Source organism: Streptomyces sp. NPDC088910 (assembly GCF_044749865.1).
GTDB lineage: Bacteria > Actinomycetota > Actinomycetes > Streptomycetales > Streptomycetaceae > Actinacidiphila.
Genome location: NZ_JBIVIV010000003.1, coordinates 43,001 through 64,829, shown reverse-complemented (window position 1 = coordinate 64,829; position 21,829 = coordinate 43,001). Strand labels below are relative to the sequence as shown.

Below are 21,829 nucleotides of genomic sequence, written 5' to 3'. Positions count from 1 at the left end.
TTGAGCGCATCGTCGGCGACGAGGGGCGAGGGGCACGCACCATGGATGCCATGGATCACGAGGGCGCGCACGGGTACGGCCACCGGCCCGAGGTGCCGCCCCGGCCCGCCGGGACACCGGCGCGCCCGGCCGCCGCGCCCCCCGTGCCCAAACAGGCACCGCCGATGTCCGAGACCGAGCGCTGGCTGCGCACCCCCCGGATCTCCGACGCGCCCGGCGTGTACGCCTACGGACACGTGCCCAACGAAGCCGACCGGGTCCCCGACGGCCGCGTCCTCGGCCGCGCCGCACTCGCCCTCCTCGCCGGAATCCTCATCTGGTCCCTGCGCAACAACGGCTTCCTGCCCTGGTGGCAGTTCCCGCTCAAGATCCTGACCCCGCACAGCTGGTCCTTCAGCGGCCACCAGTCCCGTCCCGAGGTCTTCACCCAGAACCTCTACAGCGTGCTGTCGGCCGCCGTGATCGTCTGGATCACCGGCAGGCTCGGCAACTGGGGCGAGGCGGCCCGCCGCTTCCTGAACACCCCCGCGCGCCGCGGCTGGTTCGCGCTCGCCGCGGGCGCCCTGGTGTGGCAACTGAGCTGGACGGGCTACGTGCCCCTCCTCGACACGGTGCTCGACCTCTTCCCGTACTCGTGGATAAGCGGTGGCGGCAACCCCAACCGGGCCGCCGCGGTCACCTACGCCATCTACGCCCTCGTCGCCGCGCTGATCGCCTGGCCCTGCGCCACATTCGGCGGCTGGTTCGGCATCCCCGGCTGGCAGCCCGACGACACCGCGGGAGCGCGCCCCGCCGCCCCCTCGTACACCCGCACCGGCGCCGACCCCTTCGGGGAGACCCCCGCGGACTGGCCGGAACTGCGCGCGGCCGGGCGCTCCGACGCGGCCGACCGGCTGGCGCGGGATGTGGGCCTGGGCCGGATGAACGACGTGGACTGCGTCCGCGTCCGGCACGCCTGGGACGAGACCCGGCAGCGCCCCCGCGAGGTACTGGCGTTCACCGACGAGGTCCGGCGCCTCGGCGGCGGCGCCTGCCTCCACCCGTCGGGCGAGCGCGACCTGCCCGCCCGCACCGCCCCGCACGACCTGCTCGGCGGCCAGGTCAGGATCGGCCGCGGCGTCGAGGACGACCGCAACGGCTTCCAGTACCGCGGCTCCGGCATGGCCCTCGACCCCGCCCTGCTCGGTACGGGACTGCTCGTCGTCGGCCCGCCCGGCGCCGACAGGACCCGCCGCGTCATGCGCCCGGCGGCCGAGTCGCTCTGCCTCCAGGCGCTCACCGGCACCGCCGCCGTGGTCGTCGTGGCCGGCGCGGACACCGACCTCGGACTGCACGAGGCGTACGACGTCGTCATCGCGCCCGGCGACCCGGCCTCCCGCTACAGCCTCGACCTGTACGGCGGCACCACCGACCCCGACATGGCCGCCTGGCTGCTCGCCGAAGCCCTCGTCGACGGCCCCGAGGCCGAACAACGCCGAGCCGTCGCCGCCCTCGGCCAGCTCCTCGGCCCCTACGCCGCCGCGCACGGCCGTTTCCCCCCGGTGCCGGTGCTCCGCGAACTGCTGGACGGCGCCCCCGAGGCGTACGAGGACCTGCGCCGCGCCGTGGACGCGGCGGGCGCGCCCGCGCTGCTGCGCGAACTCGACGCCAGGCAGCGGCAGTCCGCCCGCACCGGGGACATCGGCGGCGACCTCGCCAACCGGATCGCGCTGCTCGACCGGCCCGCCTTCGCCGGCTCCTTCGGCGCCCCCGACCGGGCCCGGCCGTTCTCGATGGAAGCGCTCGTCCACCCCATCCGGGTGCGGATCGAACTGCCCGAACGCGGCCACGCCGAAGCCTCCCGGATCCTCGTCCGGCTGCTGCTCGCCCAGTTCACCGCCGCCGTCCGCGCCCAGCGCACCTGGACCCGCTTCGTCTGCCTGATCGTCGACGACATCGGCCAGGCCGTCACCGCGGAGACCGTCCGCGCGCTGGCGGCCCTGCCGGCCACCACGGCGGGCATGGTCCTCGGCCTGCGCACCCTGGCCGACGTGCCCGAGCACCTGCGCGGCCCGCTCGTCGCCGCCGCGGGCTGCCGGATGTCCCTGGCCGGGGTCACGCCGTGGGACGGCAAGTTCTTCGCCGAGTCCTGGGGCACCACGCGGGTGGAGACCCGCGAGGTCACCCGCGCCGACCAATCGGGCGGCATGGCGCAGCGCGTCAACCGCGTGGCACGCCGGATGATCACCGGCCGGGTCGTCACCGCCGACGCCGTCACCGTCCGCGAGGTCGAGCGCGAACGCTGGTCGGCCTCCGACCTCGCCCACACCGTGCCCGCCGGGCAGGCCGTCGTCTCGCTCACGACCACCGCGGGGGAGAGCGCCCCGCCGGTCCTGGTGGACCTGCGGGGGTAGCGCCGAGGGCGTGCGGGCCGGGCGCCGGGGGCGGCTGATGGCGTGCGGGCCGGGCGCCGGTGGCGCTGGCAGGGCGTGCGGGCCCGGTCTGGTGGGGCGCGACCGGGCGTGCGGGCCCGGTCGGGTCGGGCGGCGGCGGGGCGTGCGTGTCCGGTATTGGCGGCTGGCGTCAGGGCAGTGCTGGACGGTGCGGCACAATTGGGGGTGGCGACCGCTCCCGGTCGGCCAAAAATCGGCCTTCTCCCGTACCAGGCACCTATGCCCCTCACGCTCGCGTCCCTCGCCCACCACTCGGTCCTCAAGCTCACCGTCCTCGCCGGAGGCGACCGGCTGGGGGACACCGAAGTGCGCTGGGTCCACACCAGCGAGCTGGACGACCCGGGACCGTACCTGGAGGGCGGCGAACTGCTGCTCACCACCGGCCTGAAACTGCCCGTGGACGACGCGGAGCACATACGCGCGTACGTGACGCGGCTGGCGGCGGCCGGAGTCGTCGGCCTCGGCTTCGGCGTCGGGGTCGGCCACGACGCCGTGCCCCCCGCCCTGGTGGCCGCGGCGGAGACCGCCCGGCTGCCGCTGTTCGAGGTGCCGCGCAAGACCCCGTTCATCGCCATCAGCAAAGCGGTCTCCGCGGCCGTCGCCGCCGACCAGTACAAGGCCGTCACGGCGGGCTTCGAGGCCCAGCGCGAACTGACCCGCGCCGCCCTCGCCCCCGACGGCACCGCCGCGCTCCTCAGCCGCCTCGCCCAGCACCTCGACGGCTGGGCCGCGCTCTACGACGCCTCAGGCGCCGTCCTGGCCGCGGCCCCCGACTGGGCGGGCCGCAGGGCGGCCCGGCTCGCAGGCGAGATCGACCGGCTGCGCGACACCCCCGCCCCGGCCAGCGCCGCCGTCGCGGGACCCGCGGGCAGCGAGGACCGCGTCGAACTCCAGTCGCTGGGCACCGGCCGCCGCCCCCGCGGCTTCCTCGCCGTCGGCACCGAGGAACGCCTCGACACCGCCGCGCGCTACGTCGTGCACGCCGCCGTCGCCCTGCTCACCCTCTCCCTCGAACAGTCCCGCACCCTCCAGGACGCCGAACAGCGCCTGGCCGCCGCCCTGTTGCGGATGCTGCTCGCCGGGGAGCCCGGCCACGCCCGCAGCGTCGCGGGCAAGCTCTACGGCACCCTCCTCGACCACCCGGTCCGCGTGCTCATCGCCGAACCGGCCGAGGCCCACGCCACCGCGGGCGCCGACGCCGTCACCCTCCTCGGCGAACGCGCCGAGGCCGTCGCCTCCCGCTCCGGCGACGCACTCCTCGCGGTCCGCGAGGGCCCACGGCTGATCGTGCTCGCCGCCGAGGAGTCCATGGCCCTGTCCACCGCCGCCGACCTCGCCGAGGCCGAGGACGCGCTGGCCGCGGGACTGTCCGCGCCCGTACTCCCCGCCGAGGTCCCCGAGGCCCACCGCCAGGCCGAACGCGCCCTCGCCGTCGCCCTGCGCCGCGGCCGCAACCTCGTCGAGCACGGCGAGGTCGGCGCGGGCTCCGTCCTGCCCCTCCTCGCCGACGACGCCGTCCGCGCGTTCTCCGAAGGTCTGCTGCGGCCGCTGCGCGACCACGACGCCACCTCCCGCGGCGACCTCGTCGCCTCCCTGCACGCCTGGCTCTCCCACCACGGCCAATGGGACGCCGCCGCCGCCGACCTGGGCGTCCACCGCCACACGCTCCGCTACCGCATGCGGCGCGTCGAGGAAATCCTGGGCCGCTCGCTGGACGACCCGGACGTGCGTATGGAGCTGTGGCTGGCGCTGAAGACCGGGCCGTGAGGCGCTGACCCGCGGTCAGCCCTGCCGGTTGTCGGCCAGCAGCCGCGCGGCCATGCTCTGCGCCTGCCGCTCGGCGTCCCGCGCGTCCGAACGCCGCCTCGCCAGCAGGGACTTGGCCCGCAGCGCGGTCACCCGGTCCTGGTGCGGGCGGTCGGCGAAGAGGCTGTCCAGCAGCGACTCGGCGGCGGACAGGTGCCCCTCGGCCCGCGACCGGTCACCCGCCAGTTCACGGGCGCGGGCCAGCAGCAGTTCCAGGCGCGGCAGCAGCGGGCACCGGGAGCCGTAGACGTCCACGGTGGCGTCGTGCGCGCGCAGCAGTTGGACCGCCGCCGCCTGGACGTCCCCGGCCGCCAGCAGCACATGGCCCTCCGCCGTCCTGAACCGCGCGTAGAGATGCGGCCGTTCGACGTTCGCGCGCTCCACGAAGGGCCGCATCGCATCGATGTGCCGTTGGGCCCGGGTGATGGCCGGATACCACCGGTCGTCGCTGTACGGTTCCCGCTCGGCCCACTGCGTGCCGGACGCGTACTGCGCGAGGCTTGTCGCGAGCAATTCGGTGAGGGCCAGGTACAGATCGAAGTGCTCGCGTGTCGCGGCCGTGGCCAGAGACGCGAGGTCGGCCTCGGTGCCGCTGTCGGCGGCGCCGAGGCGCAACCGCAGGAGTGCCTCCTCGGCCAGCGGCACAGCGGCACCGATGGCGGACGATGACACGTCGTCCCTGGCGGCCGCGATCGAGGCGTCGAGGAACGAGTCCCGGCAGCTGTCGAGGAGTTCCGCCGTCATGTCGTCCCTGCGACCTCCCCAGGACGACGGCTCCGCCGACCGGCCGTACGACCGGGACGCCCGGCTGAGGTCGCCGGTCACGAACCCGTGCCTCAGGAGACCCTGGCCGACAAGGCGCCGACCACGCTGAGACACCGTCGGCTCCAGCCTCAGGTATTCCTCCTTCGCCGCATCCAACGAGCCACACCACAGCGCGAGTTCGGCTCTGGCCAGCGCGGCCTCCTCCTTCGCGGAAGGCGAACCGCGCCCGGTGCCGGGAGCCGCCTCGATCTCGGTGCAGCGCTCCAGCGCCTGCCGCACCAGGCCGCGCGCCAGCCGTGCCCGCAGGGAGATGATCCGCCAACTCTGGCGCTCGTTGGGGGTGAACAGCGACCTCGACAGGGGCCTGTCGTCGCCCAGCGCGATCAGGGCCAGCCGTTCGGCCTCCGCCGCGGAGCCGTGCAGCAGCTGATACCGGCTCCAGTTCACGAGCAGGGTGAGGATGGGGTCGGTGGTGCGGAGCACCTGGTCCTCGCGGGTATCCACGACCCGCCCGACCAACTCGCCGAACGGCGGCCCGCTTTCGTACGCGGTCCAGGTTGCGGGATCGGGGGTCGGCTCCGGGTAGAAGCGGGACAGGGTCTCGACCAGCGCGCGCCGGAAGCGCGCGGCGTCCTGGCGGGTCACCCGGGCCCGCACGGCGGTACGGGCCGACTCGGTCAGCCGCAGCGCCGTCCCGTCGACCTCGGCCAGATTGCCTTCCACCAACCGTGCGGTGTCGACGGGGAGTTCGGAGGACGGACCGCGTCCCTCCGGCCACGACGCCCACAGCGCGGACACCGTGGCTCCTGTGACGCCGTCGCCGGTGTCGAGGAAGTCCAGCAGCCACAGAGTGAGCAGCAGGTCGGGGCTGAGGGGAAGCGCCGGGGAGAACGGACCGGCGTCGGCCGCCTCCCGCGCCGTGAAACCCGCCGTCACCGACGCCACGTCCCAGATCCGCGCGCGGCCGAAGGACGAGGCCGTGGCCAACAGGGGCCTGCCGTAAGTGCCGTTGAAGGCGGCGACGGCCACCACACGGCTGGTATCCCCGGTAGCGACGGTGCCGACCGGCTGAGCGGACGCGGTGTCCCAGAGCGTGACCGTGCCCTCGGCGTCGATCGCCGCGACCAGGTCGGGCCGGCCATGGACGTGGACGGTGGTGAGCGCCTCCACCTGTCCGAGCCGTGCGGGCAGGTCGCTGTCGACCTCCTCGCCGCTGGCGGCGTCCCTGACGTGGACGGTGCGGTTCTCCGGCGGGTGGTCCCCGGTCACGTGGAGACAGAGCGGCCGTGCGCCGGGGCCGGTGAAGAAGGTGAGGGCGCGGACGCGGCCCACCAAGGGGGTGAGGGCCGAGCCGAATTCGGTGCCGGTCCCGGGGTCCCAGCAGCGCAGGGCGACGTCAGGGCCCGCCGTGACCAGGACGAGCCGTCCGTCCGCGTCGGTGAAGGTCGTCAGGAGGTGCGCCCCGAACGACGGGTTGGCGACGAGCGTGCGCGTCCGTGTGCCCGCAAGGAGGTCCCAGAGGGAGACGGCGCCGCCGATCCCCGCGACGGCGGCCTGCGGACGGCCGTTCGCGTCGGGGAAGACGGTGAGCGTCTGCACGGCGTCGGGGCCGCCCTCCAGCGGTACGCCCGGGCCCGCGCTCCCGGCCGCGTCCCACAGGTGCGCGCCCTGGCCGTAACCGGCCGCCACCAGCCACACGCTGCCGCCCCAGACGTATCCGGCAAGGCCCCGGTCGCCCTTGGCGGTGGCCCACTCGTACAGCGGCAGGACCGGTTCGTCGGGGCTGCCGAACAGGCGGCCGAACTCGGCCCGTACGTCGATCGCCTGGAGCGCGCCGGGGTTGGTCGGCATGCGCTGGGCCAGTTCGTAGAGCCTGCTCGGAGTGGAGCGGTCCAGCGCCAGCAGGTCGGGCTCGATGTTCGCGGTGAGGTGGTCCATGATCTCGGCGCGGGTCAGCTCGCCGAGGGTGACGACGGTGCCCAGGCTCGACGGGTCGCGAACGCCGTCGAGGGAGGCCACGGTGAACAGCACGGAGCCCCGGCCGTACGGGGGAAGGCATCCCTCCAGCGCCGCGCGCAGGCCCTCGCCGTAGGACCGGACCCGGTCGAAGATCAGCAGCCAGTCGCGGTGTTCGGCCAGGCGTGCCCACAGGTCCGTGGGGGGCGCGGAGCGCTGCTCCCGGTCCGGGGCGAGCGCGGACTCCAGAGCGGTCAGCCCTTCGCGCAGGCTCTGCCGGGTCCGTGCGTCGATCCGGTGGACGAAGCTGTGCCGTGGCCCGTACGTGCGGACGTACTCCTGCACCAGGCGGGTGCGGCCCGACCCGTTCGCGCCGACGACAACGGCCACCGAGGGCATGCTCCAGCCGCGGTCCGCCGTGCGGTCGGCGGGGGAGGGTCGCAACGTCCTTTTCAGGGTGTCCAGTTCGGGGGCGCGGCCGATCATCCGCTCGGGATCGGGCGGGGTGGTGACCGGCGGGACGGGGAGGAGGCGTTCGGGGTGCGGGACGGTGGAGGCGTGCGGCGTCGCTGCCGCCCCCTCCTGCGGCCCGGCGTCGAGCACGTCCAGGGCGCGTCCCTCGGCCGCTGCCGTCAACTGCCGTGCCAGCGCCCGGTGCTGGCCGCCCGCGCCGCTGAGGACGGCGGCGGCGACCTCGGCGAAGGGGAGGCTGCGTTCGGGCAGGAGCCGGCTGGAGGCGCCGTTCTCGGGGGCCGCCGCCGGGGCCGAGGCGGCGTCGACGGCCAGGGAGGCCAGCGCCCGGAAGTCCAGGGTGCCGCCGAAGGTCGCGGCGACGCGGCCGGAGACGCGCGCGAGGACGTCGTCCAGGACGTGCAGGGATTCGGTACGGGTCAGCTCGGCGAGCAGCGCGTCGCGGACGCCGGGGGCGAAGTCGTAGACGACCTCGTCGGGGTCGGTGGGCGGTGCGGGCGCGGCAGCGTCATCGGGGGCCGGGCCGCGGCGCTCGATCAGGCCGGAGAGGAAGAGTTCGGCGAGGTCGGTCTGGCCCGAGCCGGGGACGGTGGCCTGCTGGACGAGCCGCATGACGGGCAGGCTCAGCGGGGCCGCCGCGAGGTGGCAGGCGAGGCGGAAGGCGTCGGGGGAGCAGCCGGAACGGAAGCGGGCGACGCGCTCCGCGGGGCCCGGCGGCTCCGAGGGGGCGGCGGCGCGCGCGGGCCGGGGCGCGCCGTGTACGGGCGCCGCCAGCATCGGGGACCAGCCGGGCACGCGGCCCGCGACCAGACCGGCCCAGGGTGCCAGCCAGGAGCCGTCCACCTCCATCACCGGCAGCCAGCGCACGCCGTGCGGGCGGGCGCCGCGCGGCAGGCCGGGCACGGCGGCGGCCGTCCGTACCTCGGCGACCGGCCGCGCCGCGTCGGGCACCCGCAATTCGACGGGCGCCGTACGCAGCGCGGTGCGGTGCCACAGCCTGCGCGGCAGGACCTGGAGCGCGGCCACCGGGCGTTCCCGGCCCGCGCGGGCCAGGAATTCGGGCAGCTCGTCGCCGTACCAGGCGGGGCCGACGCCGTCGGTCAGCACGAGCAGCAGCGCCCGGCCGGCGGGGTCCTCCAGGGCGCGGCTCCAGCGCGGGCCCGCGGGACCCGCCGGGGCCGCCGGGCGGGCGGACTTGCGGCGGCGGAAGGGGGACAGGCGCGGCGCGGGGCCGTCGGTCGACAGCGACCAGCACCGTACGTCGCCGAAGGCGCCGTGCCGCTCCAGCACCGTGCACAGCTCGGTGGCCAGGCGGTGCCAGACCGCCATCGTGGCGCCGGTGTCGATCAACAGGTCGACGGAGAACCGGCGTTCGCTCGCCGGCCGCCAGACCGGCAGCAGATACTCCGCCTCGCCGGTCGCCTGGGCGGTGGCCTCCTCGTCGAGGACCGCGGGTCCCGGCGCGGGCACGGACTGGCGCAGCGGGCGCAGGGCGCGGGCGAGGTCCAGGGAACCGCTGAGCGCGGGCGGCTGGGTGACCCGCACGACATGCGCGGCGGGGCCGCCGGGCGCGGGCGCGGCCTTGGTGAGCGAGTGCAGGCCGACGCGCGGGGCGGGGGCGGCGGGCGCGGCCGGTGGGCGGCGCGGTCCGGGTCCGGGGTCCGGTGCGCGCTCCCGCTCCGCCGGTTCGGGGCCCGGCCGTACGGGGTCCGGTTCCGGTGCGACCGCCCGCGGCGGTTCCTCCGGGCCGCCGCCGTCCACCTCGTCGGCCCCGTCTTCCGCCGTCAGTCCGGCCAGCCGTGCCAGCCACACCACATCGGCCATTTCGACAGCCGTGGGGCCGTCCTCGTGGCCGCCGAGGAGCCCGGCCAGTACGGCCCTGAGCCCGTCGGGGTGCTCGGGTGGCCGCGGCGGTGGCGGTGGCGGTGGGGGCATGGCGGGCGCGGGTCAGGACTCGTTGAGGGGGCGGAGGAGGACGCTCTCGATGAACTCGCGGTCCTGCCGGCCCGACCACAGGCCGCGGTCGGCCATCAACAGGGCGTTCAGGAGCTGGTCGTTGGCAAGCTCCGCGCCCTCCTCGCGCTGGCGGCGCAGGAACTCGGCGATGACCGCGGCGCGTTCGGCCGCCGCGCCGGGGGCGCCGGGTCCCAGGTGCGCGGTGACCATCGCGGCGAGCCGGTCCGCGTCCGGCGGCTGGATCTCCAGCCGGACGCAGCGACGCAGGAACGCGGCCGGGAACTCCCGCTCGGCGTTGCTCGTCAAGACGGTGAAGGGGAACTGAGCACAGCGCACCGTCCCGCCAGTGACGGTGGCCGTCCGCGCACCGTCCGCGGTCATGACTTCCTGATCACCCGGCCCCAGCCGGGCGAGTTCCGGAATCCCGAATTCTCCTTCCTCGAAGACGTTCAGCAGGTCATTGGGCAGATCGAGATCACTCTTGTCGATCTCGTCGATGAGCAGCACCCGCGGGTGCCGCCAGGGCAGCAGCGCCGTACCGAGGGGACCGAGCCGCAGATAGCGGCCGACGGGCGGCGGCTCCTCCCTGCCGGTGCCGCCCCCGGTGCCGTCCCTCCCCGCGCCGCCCGTGCTCCCCGCCGGACCGCGTCCCATGCCCGCGTCGTGCAGACGGCCGATCGCGTCGTACGCGTACAGGCCGTCGCGCAAGGTGGCGCGGCTGGTGATCGGCCAGCGCAGCACGGGACCGAGGCGCAGTTCGTGGGCGACCGCGTAGGCGAGTGTCGACTTGCCGACTCCCGGCTTGCCCGTGATGAGCAGGGGGCGGCGCAGGTGCAGGGCCAGGTTGACGAGCTGCACCTCGCGCCGGTCGGCCTGATAGGCGACGGCCTGGCGGTCGCGGCCGAGCCGCCTGGCGGTCGCGCCGTCCGCGCCCGGTCCCGTGCCGTCGGTGGGCGGCGGGGGCAGTTCGCCGGGGTCGCCGTACTCGGTGCCGAAGGCCCGCCAGGCGGGGGCCTCCGGCAGGCCGTCGATGCCGTCGTGCGGGGTGCCGGTACCCCGGTACACCCACCAGTCGTCGCCGTTCGCCGTCACCGCACCGCTCCTTGTCCTCTGCGTCCTGTGCGCGTCGTCCGCATGTCAGGCCATCCCCGCGTACGGCGTGTCCTGGTCGGCGTCCACGCTGTCCGGGTCGTCCCAGAGCAGCGTGATGTTGTTCCGCACGTCGTCGGCGCCCGCCGTCCTGCCGTACTTGCGGCAGCGGTGCACGGTCTCCGGCAGGTCGAGCAGCCGGGCCGGGGGGTGGGCGCGCAGCGCCGTCACCAGCTCGCGCGGGTCGCCGGGGTCGCGCCGCCACAGCATGACGGGCACGCCCTCGGTGTACAGCGCGTCCTTCACGGCCGCGAGCAGGTGCGCCGAGAGCCGGTCGTACGGCACGGTCAGGCCGAGGCAGGCCAACTCCGGCTGCCGTACGAGGGATTCGGTCAGCTCAGCCGCGGCGGACCGCCCGTGCAGCGGGGGCCAGGAGATCCTGCCGAGCGCGTCGTCCGCCGGGTCCGGCTCCCGAGCCCCGGTTCCGGCCGTGTCGCCGTTCCCGCCGCCGAGCGGGGCCGCCGCCGCTCGCTGCGGGTCCCGGCGCAGGTGCTGCCAGCGCTGCCGCCACGCGCCGATGACCCAGGAGTCGGTGTACCGCTCCAGGGACCGTACGACGACGGGGTGGTGCTGGCCGAGCGGGGTACGGGTCGGCCCGGCCGACCACAGCTCGGCGCTGTAGCCCAACAGGGCCTCGGGCAGCAGGAATTCGACCCGTACACCGCCGCCCGCGCCGCGCACCTCGCGGGCCAGCTCCGTCCACGCCGACATCCGCGCGCTGCCCGCGCCGGTCAGCTCGCTGCGGCGGAAGGGCTCGCTGGGCGGCAGCGCCGCCACCCGGCGCAGCGGGCCGCCGTGCACGGCCTGCCGGTAGTAGGCGCCGCGCAGTTCGTAGCTGCCGTCCTCGACATGCTCGGGGCCCGCGGCCTCGACGCGGATCTGCACGATCAGCCGGTCGGCGGCCTCCGGGCTCTCCGCTCCGCCGCCGGCCGTCCCGGTGTCCCCGGCCCGGCCGCCGCCCAGCGCGCCGAGCAGCTCGCGCAGCGCCGCCCAACGGGCGTACGCGGCAAGGTCGGTGTCGGCCGTGACGGAGCCGAGGAAGCGCAGCAGCGGTACCGCCCGGCCCGCGTCGCCGCCGGGGCCGCCGCCCCGCAGGTCGGACAGGCGCACCAGGATCTCCGGCAGGGTCTCGCGGCCGGTGAGCAGCGCGGTGCCGGGCGCGCCGTGCGGGACATGGCGCGCGAGCTGGGCGGGGGAGGGGAGATGCGGGAGGTCCGCGCGCAGCGCGGTGAGGACGGCGAGCGAGGCGTCGGGCGGCAGGGGCGCCGCGCCGGTCAGGCCCAGGACGGCCAACTCCAGCCACGGCAGGGCCTTGTCGTACGGCGCCTGACCGCGCAGCGCCGCCCGCAGCGCGTCCAGTGCCGCGTCGGGGTCGGGGCGGGTCTCGATCGCGCCGACGAGATTGCGCAGGTGGGCGCGGGCGACGAACTCCTCGCGGACGTCGAGCCGGAAGCGGGCCCGGCGCGCGCCCCGCGCGCCGCCCGGACCGTACGGCCGCGGCTCGTGGCGCTCCGCCGCCTCGTCCATCCGCTGGAGCAGGTCGAGCCGGTCGCCGTGCCGGGACAACTGCGGGAAGTCCTCCAGCAGTTCACCCAGCAGCTCGGCCGCGCCGACCGGCCACGGACCCCCGTCGGCCGCCGGACCGGGACCGTCCCCGGCCCTGCCCACCTTGGCCAGCAGGCGCTTCGCCGTCCACTTCCCCTCCACGGAACCCATCGCGCTACGCGTCCCCCCAGCCGCCGATCGCCCGCCCGACCAGGTCGCGCAGCCGCTCCAGGGCCCGGTCGTCCGGCACGATCTCCTCCATCGCCGTGAACAGGGCGCGCCACGCGGCCCCCTCGTCCCGGAACCGGCGGCAGCTCAGCACCAGCCGGAAGAGGTGGTCCCGGCGGCCCGGCCGCTCCTCCACCTCGAAGGAGTACGGCAGGCCGAGGTGGTCGCCCATCCGGTCGAGCAGGTCGTAGCGGTTGTCCGCGCGTCCCAGAGAGGGGAACGCCAGCAGGGCGTCGACCAGTTCCATGTCGGTGGGCGGCGGGCCGGGCGCGGCGGCCGTCGCGGCGGAGCCGGCCGGGGCGTCGGCGATACCGAGGAGGCCGCGCAGGGCTGAGACCGGGGTGCACCAGCCGCCCCGGTCGTCCCGGTACGAGCGGCTGCCCTTCACCACACCGACCACGAGACCGGCCCGGTCGAGCAGCATGCTGCCGCTGAAGCCCTCGCGGACGCCGTCGCCCAGCACCCGGAAGAAGTCGCCTGACCTGGCTCCTGTGCGCAGCGCGAGCGAGTCCGGCTGGACGCCGGGGGAGGGGGTGGACTCCGAGTAGCCGAGCGCCGTCACCTCGGTGCCCGGCTCGGGGTCGCTGGCCGCGAGCGACGCGACGGGGTGCCCGGACCACCCGGCCACGGTCAGCAGCGCCAGGTCCGGATACGGGTGGAAGCGCCCGCCGTCGCTGTGCGGAGGCACCGCCCGTACGCCGTCCGCCGCCACGGGACCACCGCCGGACGGGTGACGTACGACGATTCCGGCCGCTCCGGCCACCACGTGCGCGGCGGTGACGACGAGCCCGTCCCGTACGAGGAAGCCGCTGCCCCGGAAGGTCCCGCCGATCTCCAGCCACACCGCGCGTAAGTGCGCCTCGCCGCCCAGCGGCCCGGCGCCCCACCAGGCGACGGCCCCAGCGCTCACGGCTGTCCGCCGGACCCGGAGCCCGTGTCCCCGGCCGGGCCGGTCCCGTCCGCGGCGGCTCCGACCACCGCCGTGACGGCCGCCTCAGCCGCCTCGGCCGCCTCGGCCGCTTCCGCGCGGGCTCTGCGCGCCGCCAGGTCCCAGGAGAGCCGTACGGTCAGGCTGGCCTCGCTGCCCGCCTCCGCGATGATCCCGAAGAGCTGGCCGGACTTCACGGCCAGATTGAGGCCGAATTCGACCTCGAAGGCGTCGGGGGAACCGGCGGCGCCGCCCTCCGTCACCGTTTCGGCCGCCCAGCGGCCGACACTGCGGACGGTGTCGCGCACCTGGCCGAGGCTCAGGGCGACGGCCGAGCCCAGCGCGGCGGCGCGGCGGCCGACGTCGACACCGACGTCGCCGTACGCGTCGGCGCCGCCCGCGCCGGAGGCGGCCTCACCGGGCTGCCGGAAGGTGAGGTCGCCGATGACCTCGGCCTCCACCGTCGAGCCGTCGCCCAGGTCGATCGTCACGGTCTCCGTCATGGCGTTCCCTCCCCGTCCCGCCAGCAGGATAGAGGCGCTCGAGGGCACGCCGTGCGGCTTTCCCCACCTGCCCCCCCGGCTGAAGCCGCTGCCGCCGACCGGCCGTACCCCGGCCGTACCCCGGCCGTACCCCGGCCCTCCTGGGGCCGTACCCGACGCCGTCCGCCCGCGCGGCCCCCGGCCGGAGGCTCGCCAGCCGCCGTCGGAAGGCTTCCGGTCGCCCCGCCGGGCCGCTGCCGAACGCGGCCGGTCCCCGTAAGCCCGGCCCCTGCCGTCCCCGGCACCGGCGGTCCACCGGCCGCCGCCGGGCCCCTGGCGGTCCACGTAAGTCCGGCCCCGCCTTCCCCCGGCACCGACGCCCCACCGGACGCCGTCCGGTACACCCCGTCCGGTACGCCCCGACCGGCCGCCGCCGGGGCCCCGGCGGTCCCCCGGAAGAAGGGCCCCCTCGCAGCGCCGGGCCATTCCGGCCATTACGGCGCGCGTCAGTGGGCACGTACTACGTCGTGGACAACGTGCGGTGTCCGCGGGCGCGCCTACCGTGAGAGACGGGACGGCAGCACAATCGAACTTCTGAAGGGCGGGACCCACCGTGACAACGACAGGCGCAGCCGCGTACGCGTTCTGGCTGGCGGGCCGTGAGGCCACCGGTACGGACACCTTCGATGTGACCAGCCCGTGGGACGGCGCGGCGGTCGGCCGGGTGAGCGTGCCGACGGACGCCCAGGTCGAGGAGGCGGTGGCGGCGGCAGCGGCGGCGCAGGACGCGTTCTCGGCGACGCCCGCCCATGTGCGCGCGGCGGCGCTCGACCACGTGTCGAAGCGGCTCGCGGAGCGGTCGGAGGAGGTCGCCCGGCTGATCACGGCGGAGAACGGCAAGCCGATGAAATGGTCGCGCGGCGAGGTCGGCCGCGCCGTGTCCGTCTTCCGCTGGGCCGCGGAGGAGGCCCGCCGCTTCAACAGCGGCGAGGCGCAGCGGCTGGACACCGACGCCGGCGGCGTCGGGCGGCTCGCGCTGACCCGCCGCTTCAGCCGCGGCCCGGTGCTGGGCATCGCGCCGTTCAACTTCCCGCTCAACCTGGTGGCCCACAAGATCGCCCCGGCCATCGCGGTCGGCACGCCGATCATCCTCAAGCCCGCCCCCGCGACCCCGCTGTCCGCGCTGCTGCTCGGCGAACTCCTCGCCGAGACCACCGGCCTGCCCGAGGGCGCCTGGAGCGTGCTGCCGGTGGCGAACGACCGGATGTCCTCGCTGGTCCAGGACCCGCGGCTGCCGGTGATCTCCTTCACCGGCTCCGACACCGTCGGCTACCAGATCATGGACTCCGTGCCGCGCAAGCACGTCACCCTCGAACTCGGCGGCAACGCCGCCGCCGTCGTCCTCGCCGACTGGTCGTCCGAGGCCGACCTGGACTGGGCGGCGAGCCGGATCGCCACCTTCGCCAACTACCAGGCGGGCCAGTCCTGCATCTCGGTGCAGCGCGTCATCGCCGACACCGCCGTCTACGACGCGCTCGCCGAGAAGATCGTCGCCAAGGTGCGCGCGCAGGCGGTCGGCGACCCCGGCGACGACGCGACCGACGTCGGTCCGCTGGTCAGCGAGGCCGCCGCCGAGCGCGTCGCCTCCTGGGTCGACGACGCCGTCGGCAAGGGCGCCAAGCTGCTGACCGGCGGGGTGCGGGACGGCGCGAGCTACGCCCCGACCGTCCTGGCCGACCTGCCCGCCGACGCCGTCCTCGCCTCGGCCGAGGCATTCGGCCCCGTCCTGTCGCTGCACCGGGTGAACGGCACCGACGAGGCTTTCGCCGCCGTCAACGACTCCCGCTTCGGCCTCCAGAGCGGCGTGTTCACCCACGACCTCCAGGCCGCCTTCCGCGCCCACCGCGAACTGGAGGTCGGCGGCGTCATCATCGGCGACGCGCCTTCCTACCGCGCCGACCAGATGCCGTACGGCGGTGTGAAGGACTCCGGCACCGGGCGCGAAGGCGTCAAGTACGCGATGGACGACTACACGTACGAGCGCGTGCTCGTCCTCACCGGCCTGGACCTTTAAACACAGGACCTTCAGGCACGGGACCTCCAGACACGGGACCTCCAGGCACCGGCCTCCGGGGCCCGAGGGATTCGGCCGACCTCGCGCCGCGGATGGTCGGGTCGGCCGGATTCGGGTAGTACGGACAAGTAGCACCGGTTGGTAACCGGCTACCCGGAGGTGACGCAACCGTGTCCGCACCCACCGCACGCAAGGTCTCGGAGCGCGAAGCACGTCAGGTGGCGGAGGCCGCCAGAGAACAGGACTGGCGCAAGCCCAGCTTCGCCAAGGAACTGTTCCTCGGCCGCTTCCGCCTCGACCTGATCCACCCCCACCCGCTGCCCGCGGCCGAGGCGGTGGAGAAGGGCGAGGCGTTCCTCGACCTGCTCAAGGGTTTCTGCGAGACGAAGGTCGACGGCGCCAGGATCGAGCGCGAGGCGCGGATTCCCGACGAGACGATCGCGGGCCTGAAGGAAATCGGCGCCTTCGGGATGAAGATCGACACCGCGTACGGCGGCCTCGGCCTCACCCAGGTGTACTACAACAAGGCGCTGGCCCTCGCCGGTTCCGCGAGCCCCGCGATCGGCGCGCTGCTGTCGGCCCATCAGTCGATCGGCGTACCGCAGCCGCTGAAGATGTTCGGCACGCGGGAGCAGAAGGAGAAGTTCCTGCCGCGCTGCGCCCGTACCGACATCAGCGCCTTCCTGCTCACCGAGCCCGACGTCGGCTCCGACCCGGCGCGGCTGGCCACCAGCGCGGTCCGCGACGGCGACGACTACCTACTCGACGGCGTGAAGCTGTGGACCACCAACGGCGTCATCGCCGATCTGCTCGTCGTCATGGCCCGGGTGCCGAAGCCGGACGGCGGCGCCGACACCTACGAGGACCACAGGGGCGGCATCACCGCCTTCGTCGTGGAGGCCGACTCCGCGGGCATCACCGTGGAGAACCGCAACGCCTTCATGGGCCTGCGCGGTCTGGAGAACGGCGTCACCCGCTTCCACCAGGTCCGGGTCCCGGCAGCGAACCGGATCGGCGCCGAGGGCGCGGGCCTGAAGATCGCGCTGACCACCCTGAACACCGGCCGCCTGTCGCTGCCCGCCATGTGCGCGGGCGCGGGCAAGTGGTGCCTGAAGATCGCCCGCGAGTGGTCGGCCGCCCGTGAGCAGTGGGGCAAGCCGATCGCCGAGCACGAGGCCGTCGGCGCGAAGATCGCGTACATCGCCGCCACCACCTTCGCGCTCGAAGCCGTACTGGACCTGTCGTCCCAGATGGCGGACGAGGACCGCAACGACATCCGGATCGAGGCCGCGCTGGCCAAGCTCTTCGGCTCTGAGGCCGCCTGGCTGATGGCCGACGAACTGGTGCAGATCCGCGGCGGGCGCGGCTTCGAGACCGCCGACTCGCTGGCCGCCCGCGGCGAGCGCGCCGTCCCGGCCGAGCAGATGCTCCGTGACCTGCGGATCAACCGGATCTTCGAGGGCTCCACCGAGATCATGCACCTGCTGATCGCCCGCGAGGCCGTCGACGCCCACCTGTCCGTGGCGGGCGACCTGATCGACCCCGACACCACCCTGGGCGACAAGGCCAAGGCGGGCGCCAAGGCAGGCGGCTTCTACGCCCGCTGGCTGCCCAAACTGGTCGCGGGCCCGGGCCAGCTCCCCCACGCGTACGCCGAATTCGGGCCGCTCGCCGGACACCTGCGGTACGTGGAGCGCAGCGCGCGCAAGCTGGCCCGCTGCACCTTCTACGCGATGTCGCGCTGGCAGGGCCGGATGGAGACCAAGCAGAACTTCCTCGCCCGGATCGTCGACATCGGCGCGGAACTCTTCGCGATGAGCGCCGCCTGCGTCCGCGCCCAGCACCTGGCCGCGACCGGCGACCACGGCCGGGAGGCCCGCCGTCTGGCCGACGCCTTCTGCCACCAGTCGCGCATCCGCACCGAGGAGCTGTTCGCCCGGCTGTGGACCAACACCGACAGCACCGACCGCCGCCTCACCCGCTCCGTGCTCAACGGCGACCTCACCTGGCTGGAAGCCGGAATCGTCGACGCCAGCCGCGAGGGCCCGTGGATCGCGGAGGCCGAGCCCGGCCCGTCGCGGGCGGACAACGTCCGCCGACCGGTGCACTGACAGCCGCCACGGCAGGACAGAATGGCCCCATGACGGACGCTCTCGCAGACCCGCACTACCGCCCGTACACGACCGGAGAGGCGGCGGCCGGCGGCCGACGGGACATCGTGATCCTCGGCTCGACCGGCTCTGTCGGCACCCAGGCCATCGACGTGGTGCTCCGCAACCCGGACCGCTTCCGCGTCGTGGCCATCTCCGCCGCGGGCAGCCGCGCGGAACTGCTCGCCGAACAGGCGCACCAGCTTCAGGTGCATACGGTCGCGGTCGCGGACGAGGCCGCCGTGGAGCCGCTGCGACAGGCTCTGACCAGGCACTTCGGCCCCGGCAACGGGCCGGAGCTGCTGGTCGGCCCGGAAGCCGCCACCCAGGCCGCGACCCTGGAGTGCCACGCGGTGCTCAACGGCATCACCGGCTCGATCGGCCTGCGGCCCACGCTGGCGGCGCTGGAGGCCGACCGGGTGCTGATCCTCGCCAACAAGGAGTCGCTGATCGTCGGCGGCCCCCTGGTGAAGGCCGTCGCGAAGCCCGGCCAGATCGTGCCCGTCGACTCCGAGCACTCCGCGCTCTTCCAGGCGATGCTCGGCGGCAGCCGCGCCGAGGTCCGCAAGCTCGTCGTCACCGCCTCCGGCGGCCCCTTCCGCGGCCGCACCCGCGAGGAGCTGGCCGACGTCAAGCCCGCCGACGCCCTCGCGCACCCCACCTGGGACATGGGCCCGGTGATCACCATCAACTCCGCGACCCTGGTCAACAAGGGCCTTGAGGTCATCGAGGCGCACCTGCTCTACGACATCCCGTTCGAGCGGATCGAGGTCGTCGTCCACCCCCAGTCCTACATTCACTCGATGGTGGAATTCGTGGACGGATCGACGCTCGCCCAGGCCAGCCCGCCCGACATGCGGATGCCGATCGCGCTGGGTCTCGGCTGGCCGGACCGGGTCCCGGACGCCGCGCCCGCCTTCGACTGGTCGAAAGCCTCGACATGGGAATTCTTCCCGCTCGACGACGACGCGTTCCCGTCCGTCGCATTGGCGCGACATGTGGGTAGCCTCGGAGGCACCGCGCCCGCGGTGTTCAACGCGGCCAACGAGGAGTGCGTCGACGCCTTCCTCGCCGGCCGGCTGCCGTTCACCGGGATCGTGGACACCGTCGCGAAGGTCGTCGAGGAACACGGCGTGCCCGGGACGGGAACTCGACTGACCGTCGAGGACGTCCTCGAAGCGGAGGCGTGGGCCCGTGCCCGTGCCAGGGAACTCGCGAACGTGAACGGGAACAACGGGAGTGCGGACGTGAACGGGAACGTGAACACGAGCGCGTCGACATCGGAGGCAGCAGGCGTATGACCGCTCTCATGACGGTCCTCGGCATAGTGGTCTTCGCCGTGGGCCTGATGGTCTCCATCGCCTGGCACGAGCTGGGCCACCTCTCCACGGCCAAGCTCTTCAAGATCCGCGTGCCGCAGTACATGGTCGGCTTCGGCCCGACGATCTGGTCCCGGCACAAGGGCGAGACCGAGTACGGCTTCAAGGCCGTGCCGCTCGGCGGCTACATCCGCATGATCGGGATGTTCCCGCCGGGGGCGGACGGCAAGGTCTCCGCCCGGTCGACCTCGCCGTGGCGCAGCATGATCGAGGACGCCCGCTCGGCGGCGTACGAGGAGCTCCAGCCCGGCGACGAGACGCGGATGTTCTACACGCGCAAGCCGTGGAAGCGCGTCATCGTGATGTTCGCCGGACCGTTCATGAACCTGATCCTGGCCGTCGCGCTGTTCCTCGGCGTGTTCATGGGCTTCGGCATCAGCATGCGCACCACCGTGGTCAGCCAGGTCAGCGACTGTGTGATCTCGCAGGCGGACACCGCCAAGCGCGACGTGAACAACCCGTGCCTGCCCTCCGACCCGGTCGCGCCCGCCAAGACCGCGGGCTTCAAGGCCGGCGACAAGATCGTGGAGTTCAACGGCCACCCGGTCGGCGACTGGAACGCCCTGTCCAAGGACATCCGTGACGGCATCGGCCCGGCCAGCGTCGTCGTGGTCCGCGACGGACAGCGGCTCACCCTGCACCCCACCATCACCACCAACACCGTCGCCAAGACCGACAGCGACGGCAACTACGTGGACGGCACGGTCAAGGCGGGCTTCCTCGGCTTCAGCCCGGCCAGCCACATCCAGCCGCTGGGCTTCACCGATTCCGTGAACCACATGGGCGACATGGCCAAACAGGGCGTGAATTCTCTGATCAGCCTGCCCAAGCGGATTCCCGACCTGTGGAACGCGGCCTTCAACGGCGCGCAGCGCAAGCCGGACTCCCCGATGGGCGTCGTCGGCGCCGCCCGCGTCGGCGGCGAGGTCTTCGCGCTCCAGGAGCCCGCCATCAACCGCGTCATGACCATGGTCATGCTCGTCGGCGGCTTCAACCTCTCGCTGTTCCTGTTCAACATGCTCCCGCTGCTGCCGTTGGACGGCGGCCACATCGCGGGCGCGCTGTGGGAGTCCGTCCGGCGCAAGGCCGCCAAGGTCTTCCGCAAGCCGGACCCCGGCCCCTTCGACGTCGCCAAGCTCATGCCGATCGCCTATGTCGTGGCCGGAATCTTTGTGTCCTTCACCTTGCTTGTCCTGATCGCCGACGTGGTCAACCCCGTCAAACTGAGTTCGTAATGGGATGAGGGGCGTGTGGGTCGTGGGCGGGGTGCCGTAACCTCGGTTATCGGAGCCCGCCCACGCGGGACCTCGATCCACACCTTGGGGATGCCACGCAATGACCGCGATTTCGCTCGGGATGCCAGATGTTCCGATCAAGCTCGCCGAACGCCGCAAGAGCCGTCAGATCCAGGTCGGGTCGGTCCCGGTGGGCGGGGACGCGCCTGTTTCCGTCCAGTCGATGACGACGACCCGTACCTCTGACATCGGTGCCACTCTTCAGCAGATCGCTGAGCTGACGGCTTCGGGCTGTCAGATCGTGCGGGTGGCGTGTCCGACGCAGGATGACGCCGACGCGCTCGCGACGATCGCGAAGAAGTCGCAGATTCCGGTGATCGCGGACATTCATTTTCAGCCGAAGTACGTGTTCGCGGCGATCGATGCCGGGTGTGCGGCGGTTCGGGTGAATCCGGGGAACATCAAGCAGTTCGACGACAAGGTCAAGGAGATCGCGCGGGCGGCTTCGGACGCGGGGACGCCGATCCGGATCGGTGTGAACGCGGGGTCGCTGGACGCGCGGCTGCTGAGGAAGTACGGGAAGGCGACGCCTGAGGCGCTGGTGGAGTCCGCGCTGTGGGAGGCGTCGCTGTTCGAGGAGCACGGTTTCCGGGACATCAAGATCTCGGTGAAGCACAACGACCCGGTGGTGATGGTCAACGCCTACCGGCTGCTGGCCGCGCAGTCGGACTATCCGCTGCATCTGGGTGTGACGGAGGCGGGTCCGGCGTTCCAGGGGACGATCAAGTCCGCTGTGGCGTTCGGCGCTCTGCTGTCGGAGGGTATCGGGGACACGATCCGGGTGTCGTTGTCGGCTCCTCCGGCGGAGGAGGTCAAGGTCGGTATCCAGATTCTGGAGTCGTTGAATCTGCGGCAGCGGCGGCTGGAGATCGTGTCGTGTCCGTCGTGCGGGCGTGCGCAGGTGGATGTGTACAAGCTCGCTGATCAGGTGTCGGCGGGTCTTGACGGTATGGAGGTCCCGCTGCGGGTCGCGGTGATGGGCTGTGTCGTCAACGGTCCGGGTGAGGCCCGTGAGGCTGACCTGGGTGTCGCGTCGGGCAATGGCAAGGGTCAGATCTTCGTCAAGGGTGAGGTCATCAAGACCGTGCCGGAGTCGAAGATCGTCGAGACGCTGATCGAAGAGGCGATGAAACTCGCCGAGCAGATGGAGGCCGACGGCACCATGTCAGGCGAACCGCAGGTGAGCGTCTCCTGACTGCCGAGCAGCCCGCGC

12 protein-coding genes are annotated in these 21,829 nt (G+C 73.9%); 7 read left to right on the top strand and 5 right to left on the bottom strand.

Annotated elements, in window-relative coordinates; all coding sequences use genetic code 11:
• Positions 1–50 precede the first annotated feature (50 nt).
• On the top strand, positions 51–2,393 hold the full coding sequence (locus ACIP4Z_RS08635) for an ATP/GTP-binding protein (protein WP_401306092.1): 2,343 nt from the start codon (positions 51–53) through the stop codon (positions 2,391–2,393).
• Positions 2,394–2,651: 258 nt separating this feature from the next.
• Complete coding sequence (locus tag ACIP4Z_RS08630; RefSeq protein WP_355346565.1) at positions 2,652–4,199, top strand: PucR family transcriptional regulator ligand-binding domain-containing protein; 1,548 nt, start codon at positions 2,652–2,654, stop codon at positions 4,197–4,199.
• A gap of 15 nt (positions 4,200–4,214) precedes the next feature.
• On the opposite strand, the gene ACIP4Z_RS08625 is transcribed toward ACIP4Z_RS08630, so the two are convergent.
• Genes ACIP4Z_RS08625 through ACIP4Z_RS08605 form a run of 5 tightly spaced genes read right to left on the bottom strand, consistent with a single transcriptional unit; the run spans position 4,215 to position 13,739 of the window.
• Entirely contained in the window at positions 4,215–9,365 is a 5,151-nt protein-coding gene (locus ACIP4Z_RS08625) for an SAV_2336 N-terminal domain-related protein (RefSeq protein ID WP_401306089.1), read from the bottom strand.
• A gap of 12 nt (positions 9,366–9,377) precedes the next feature.
• On the bottom strand, positions 9,378–10,478 hold the full coding sequence (locus ACIP4Z_RS08620) for an AAA family ATPase (RefSeq protein WP_401306087.1): 1,101 nt from the start codon (positions 10,476–10,478) through the stop codon (positions 9,378–9,380).
• Between the two features lie 45 nt (positions 10,479–10,523).
• Positions 10,524–12,251: a hypothetical protein gene (locus tag ACIP4Z_RS08615; RefSeq protein ID WP_401306085.1), complete on the bottom strand. Its 1,728-nt coding sequence runs from the start codon at positions 12,249–12,251 to the stop codon at positions 10,524–10,526.
• 4 nt (positions 12,252–12,255) lie between these two features.
• A complete protein-coding gene (locus ACIP4Z_RS08610) occupies positions 12,256–13,218 on the bottom strand; it encodes a trypsin-like peptidase domain-containing protein (protein ID WP_401306083.1) in 963 nt (320 codons plus the stop codon).
• Positions 13,215–13,739 (bottom strand): CU044_2847 family protein, encoded by a 525-nt coding sequence (locus tag ACIP4Z_RS08605; protein WP_401306081.1) that lies wholly within the window; start codon positions 13,737–13,739, stop codon positions 13,215–13,217. The genes ACIP4Z_RS08610 and ACIP4Z_RS08605 overlap by 4 nt, the downstream gene beginning before the upstream one ends.
• 592 nt (positions 13,740–14,331) lie before the next feature.
• On the opposite strand from ACIP4Z_RS08605, the gene ACIP4Z_RS08600 reads away from it, so the two are divergent.
• The 5 genes from ACIP4Z_RS08600 (at position 14,332) to ispG (ending at position 21,811) form a co-directional block, all read left to right on the top strand.
• A complete protein-coding gene (locus ACIP4Z_RS08600) occupies positions 14,332–15,792 on the top strand; it encodes an aldehyde dehydrogenase family protein (protein ID WP_391050319.1) in 1,461 nt (486 codons plus the stop codon).
• 170 nt (positions 15,793–15,962) lie between these two features.
• Positions 15,963–17,903: an acyl-CoA dehydrogenase family protein gene (locus tag ACIP4Z_RS08595; protein WP_401306079.1), complete on the top strand. Its 1,941-nt coding sequence runs from the start codon at positions 15,963–15,965 to the stop codon at positions 17,901–17,903.
• Between the two features lie 29 nt (positions 17,904–17,932).
• Entirely contained in the window at positions 17,933–19,243 is a 1,311-nt protein-coding gene (gene dxr, locus ACIP4Z_RS08590; protein ID WP_355346589.1) for a 1-deoxy-D-xylulose-5-phosphate reductoisomerase, read from the top strand.
• Positions 19,240–20,556 carry a site-2 protease family protein gene (locus ACIP4Z_RS08585; RefSeq protein ID WP_391050317.1) on the top strand — a complete coding sequence of 439 codons (1,317 nt, stop codon included), beginning with the start codon at positions 19,240–19,242 and terminating at the stop codon, positions 20,554–20,556. Before dxr ends, ACIP4Z_RS08585 begins: the two co-directional genes overlap by 4 nt.
• Before the next feature lie 100 nt (positions 20,557–20,656).
• Complete coding sequence (gene ispG / locus ACIP4Z_RS08580) at positions 20,657–21,811, top strand: flavodoxin-dependent (E)-4-hydroxy-3-methylbut-2-enyl-diphosphate synthase (protein WP_391161421.1); 1,155 nt, start codon at positions 20,657–20,659, stop codon at positions 21,809–21,811.
• Positions 21,812–21,829: the final 18 nt, after the last annotated feature.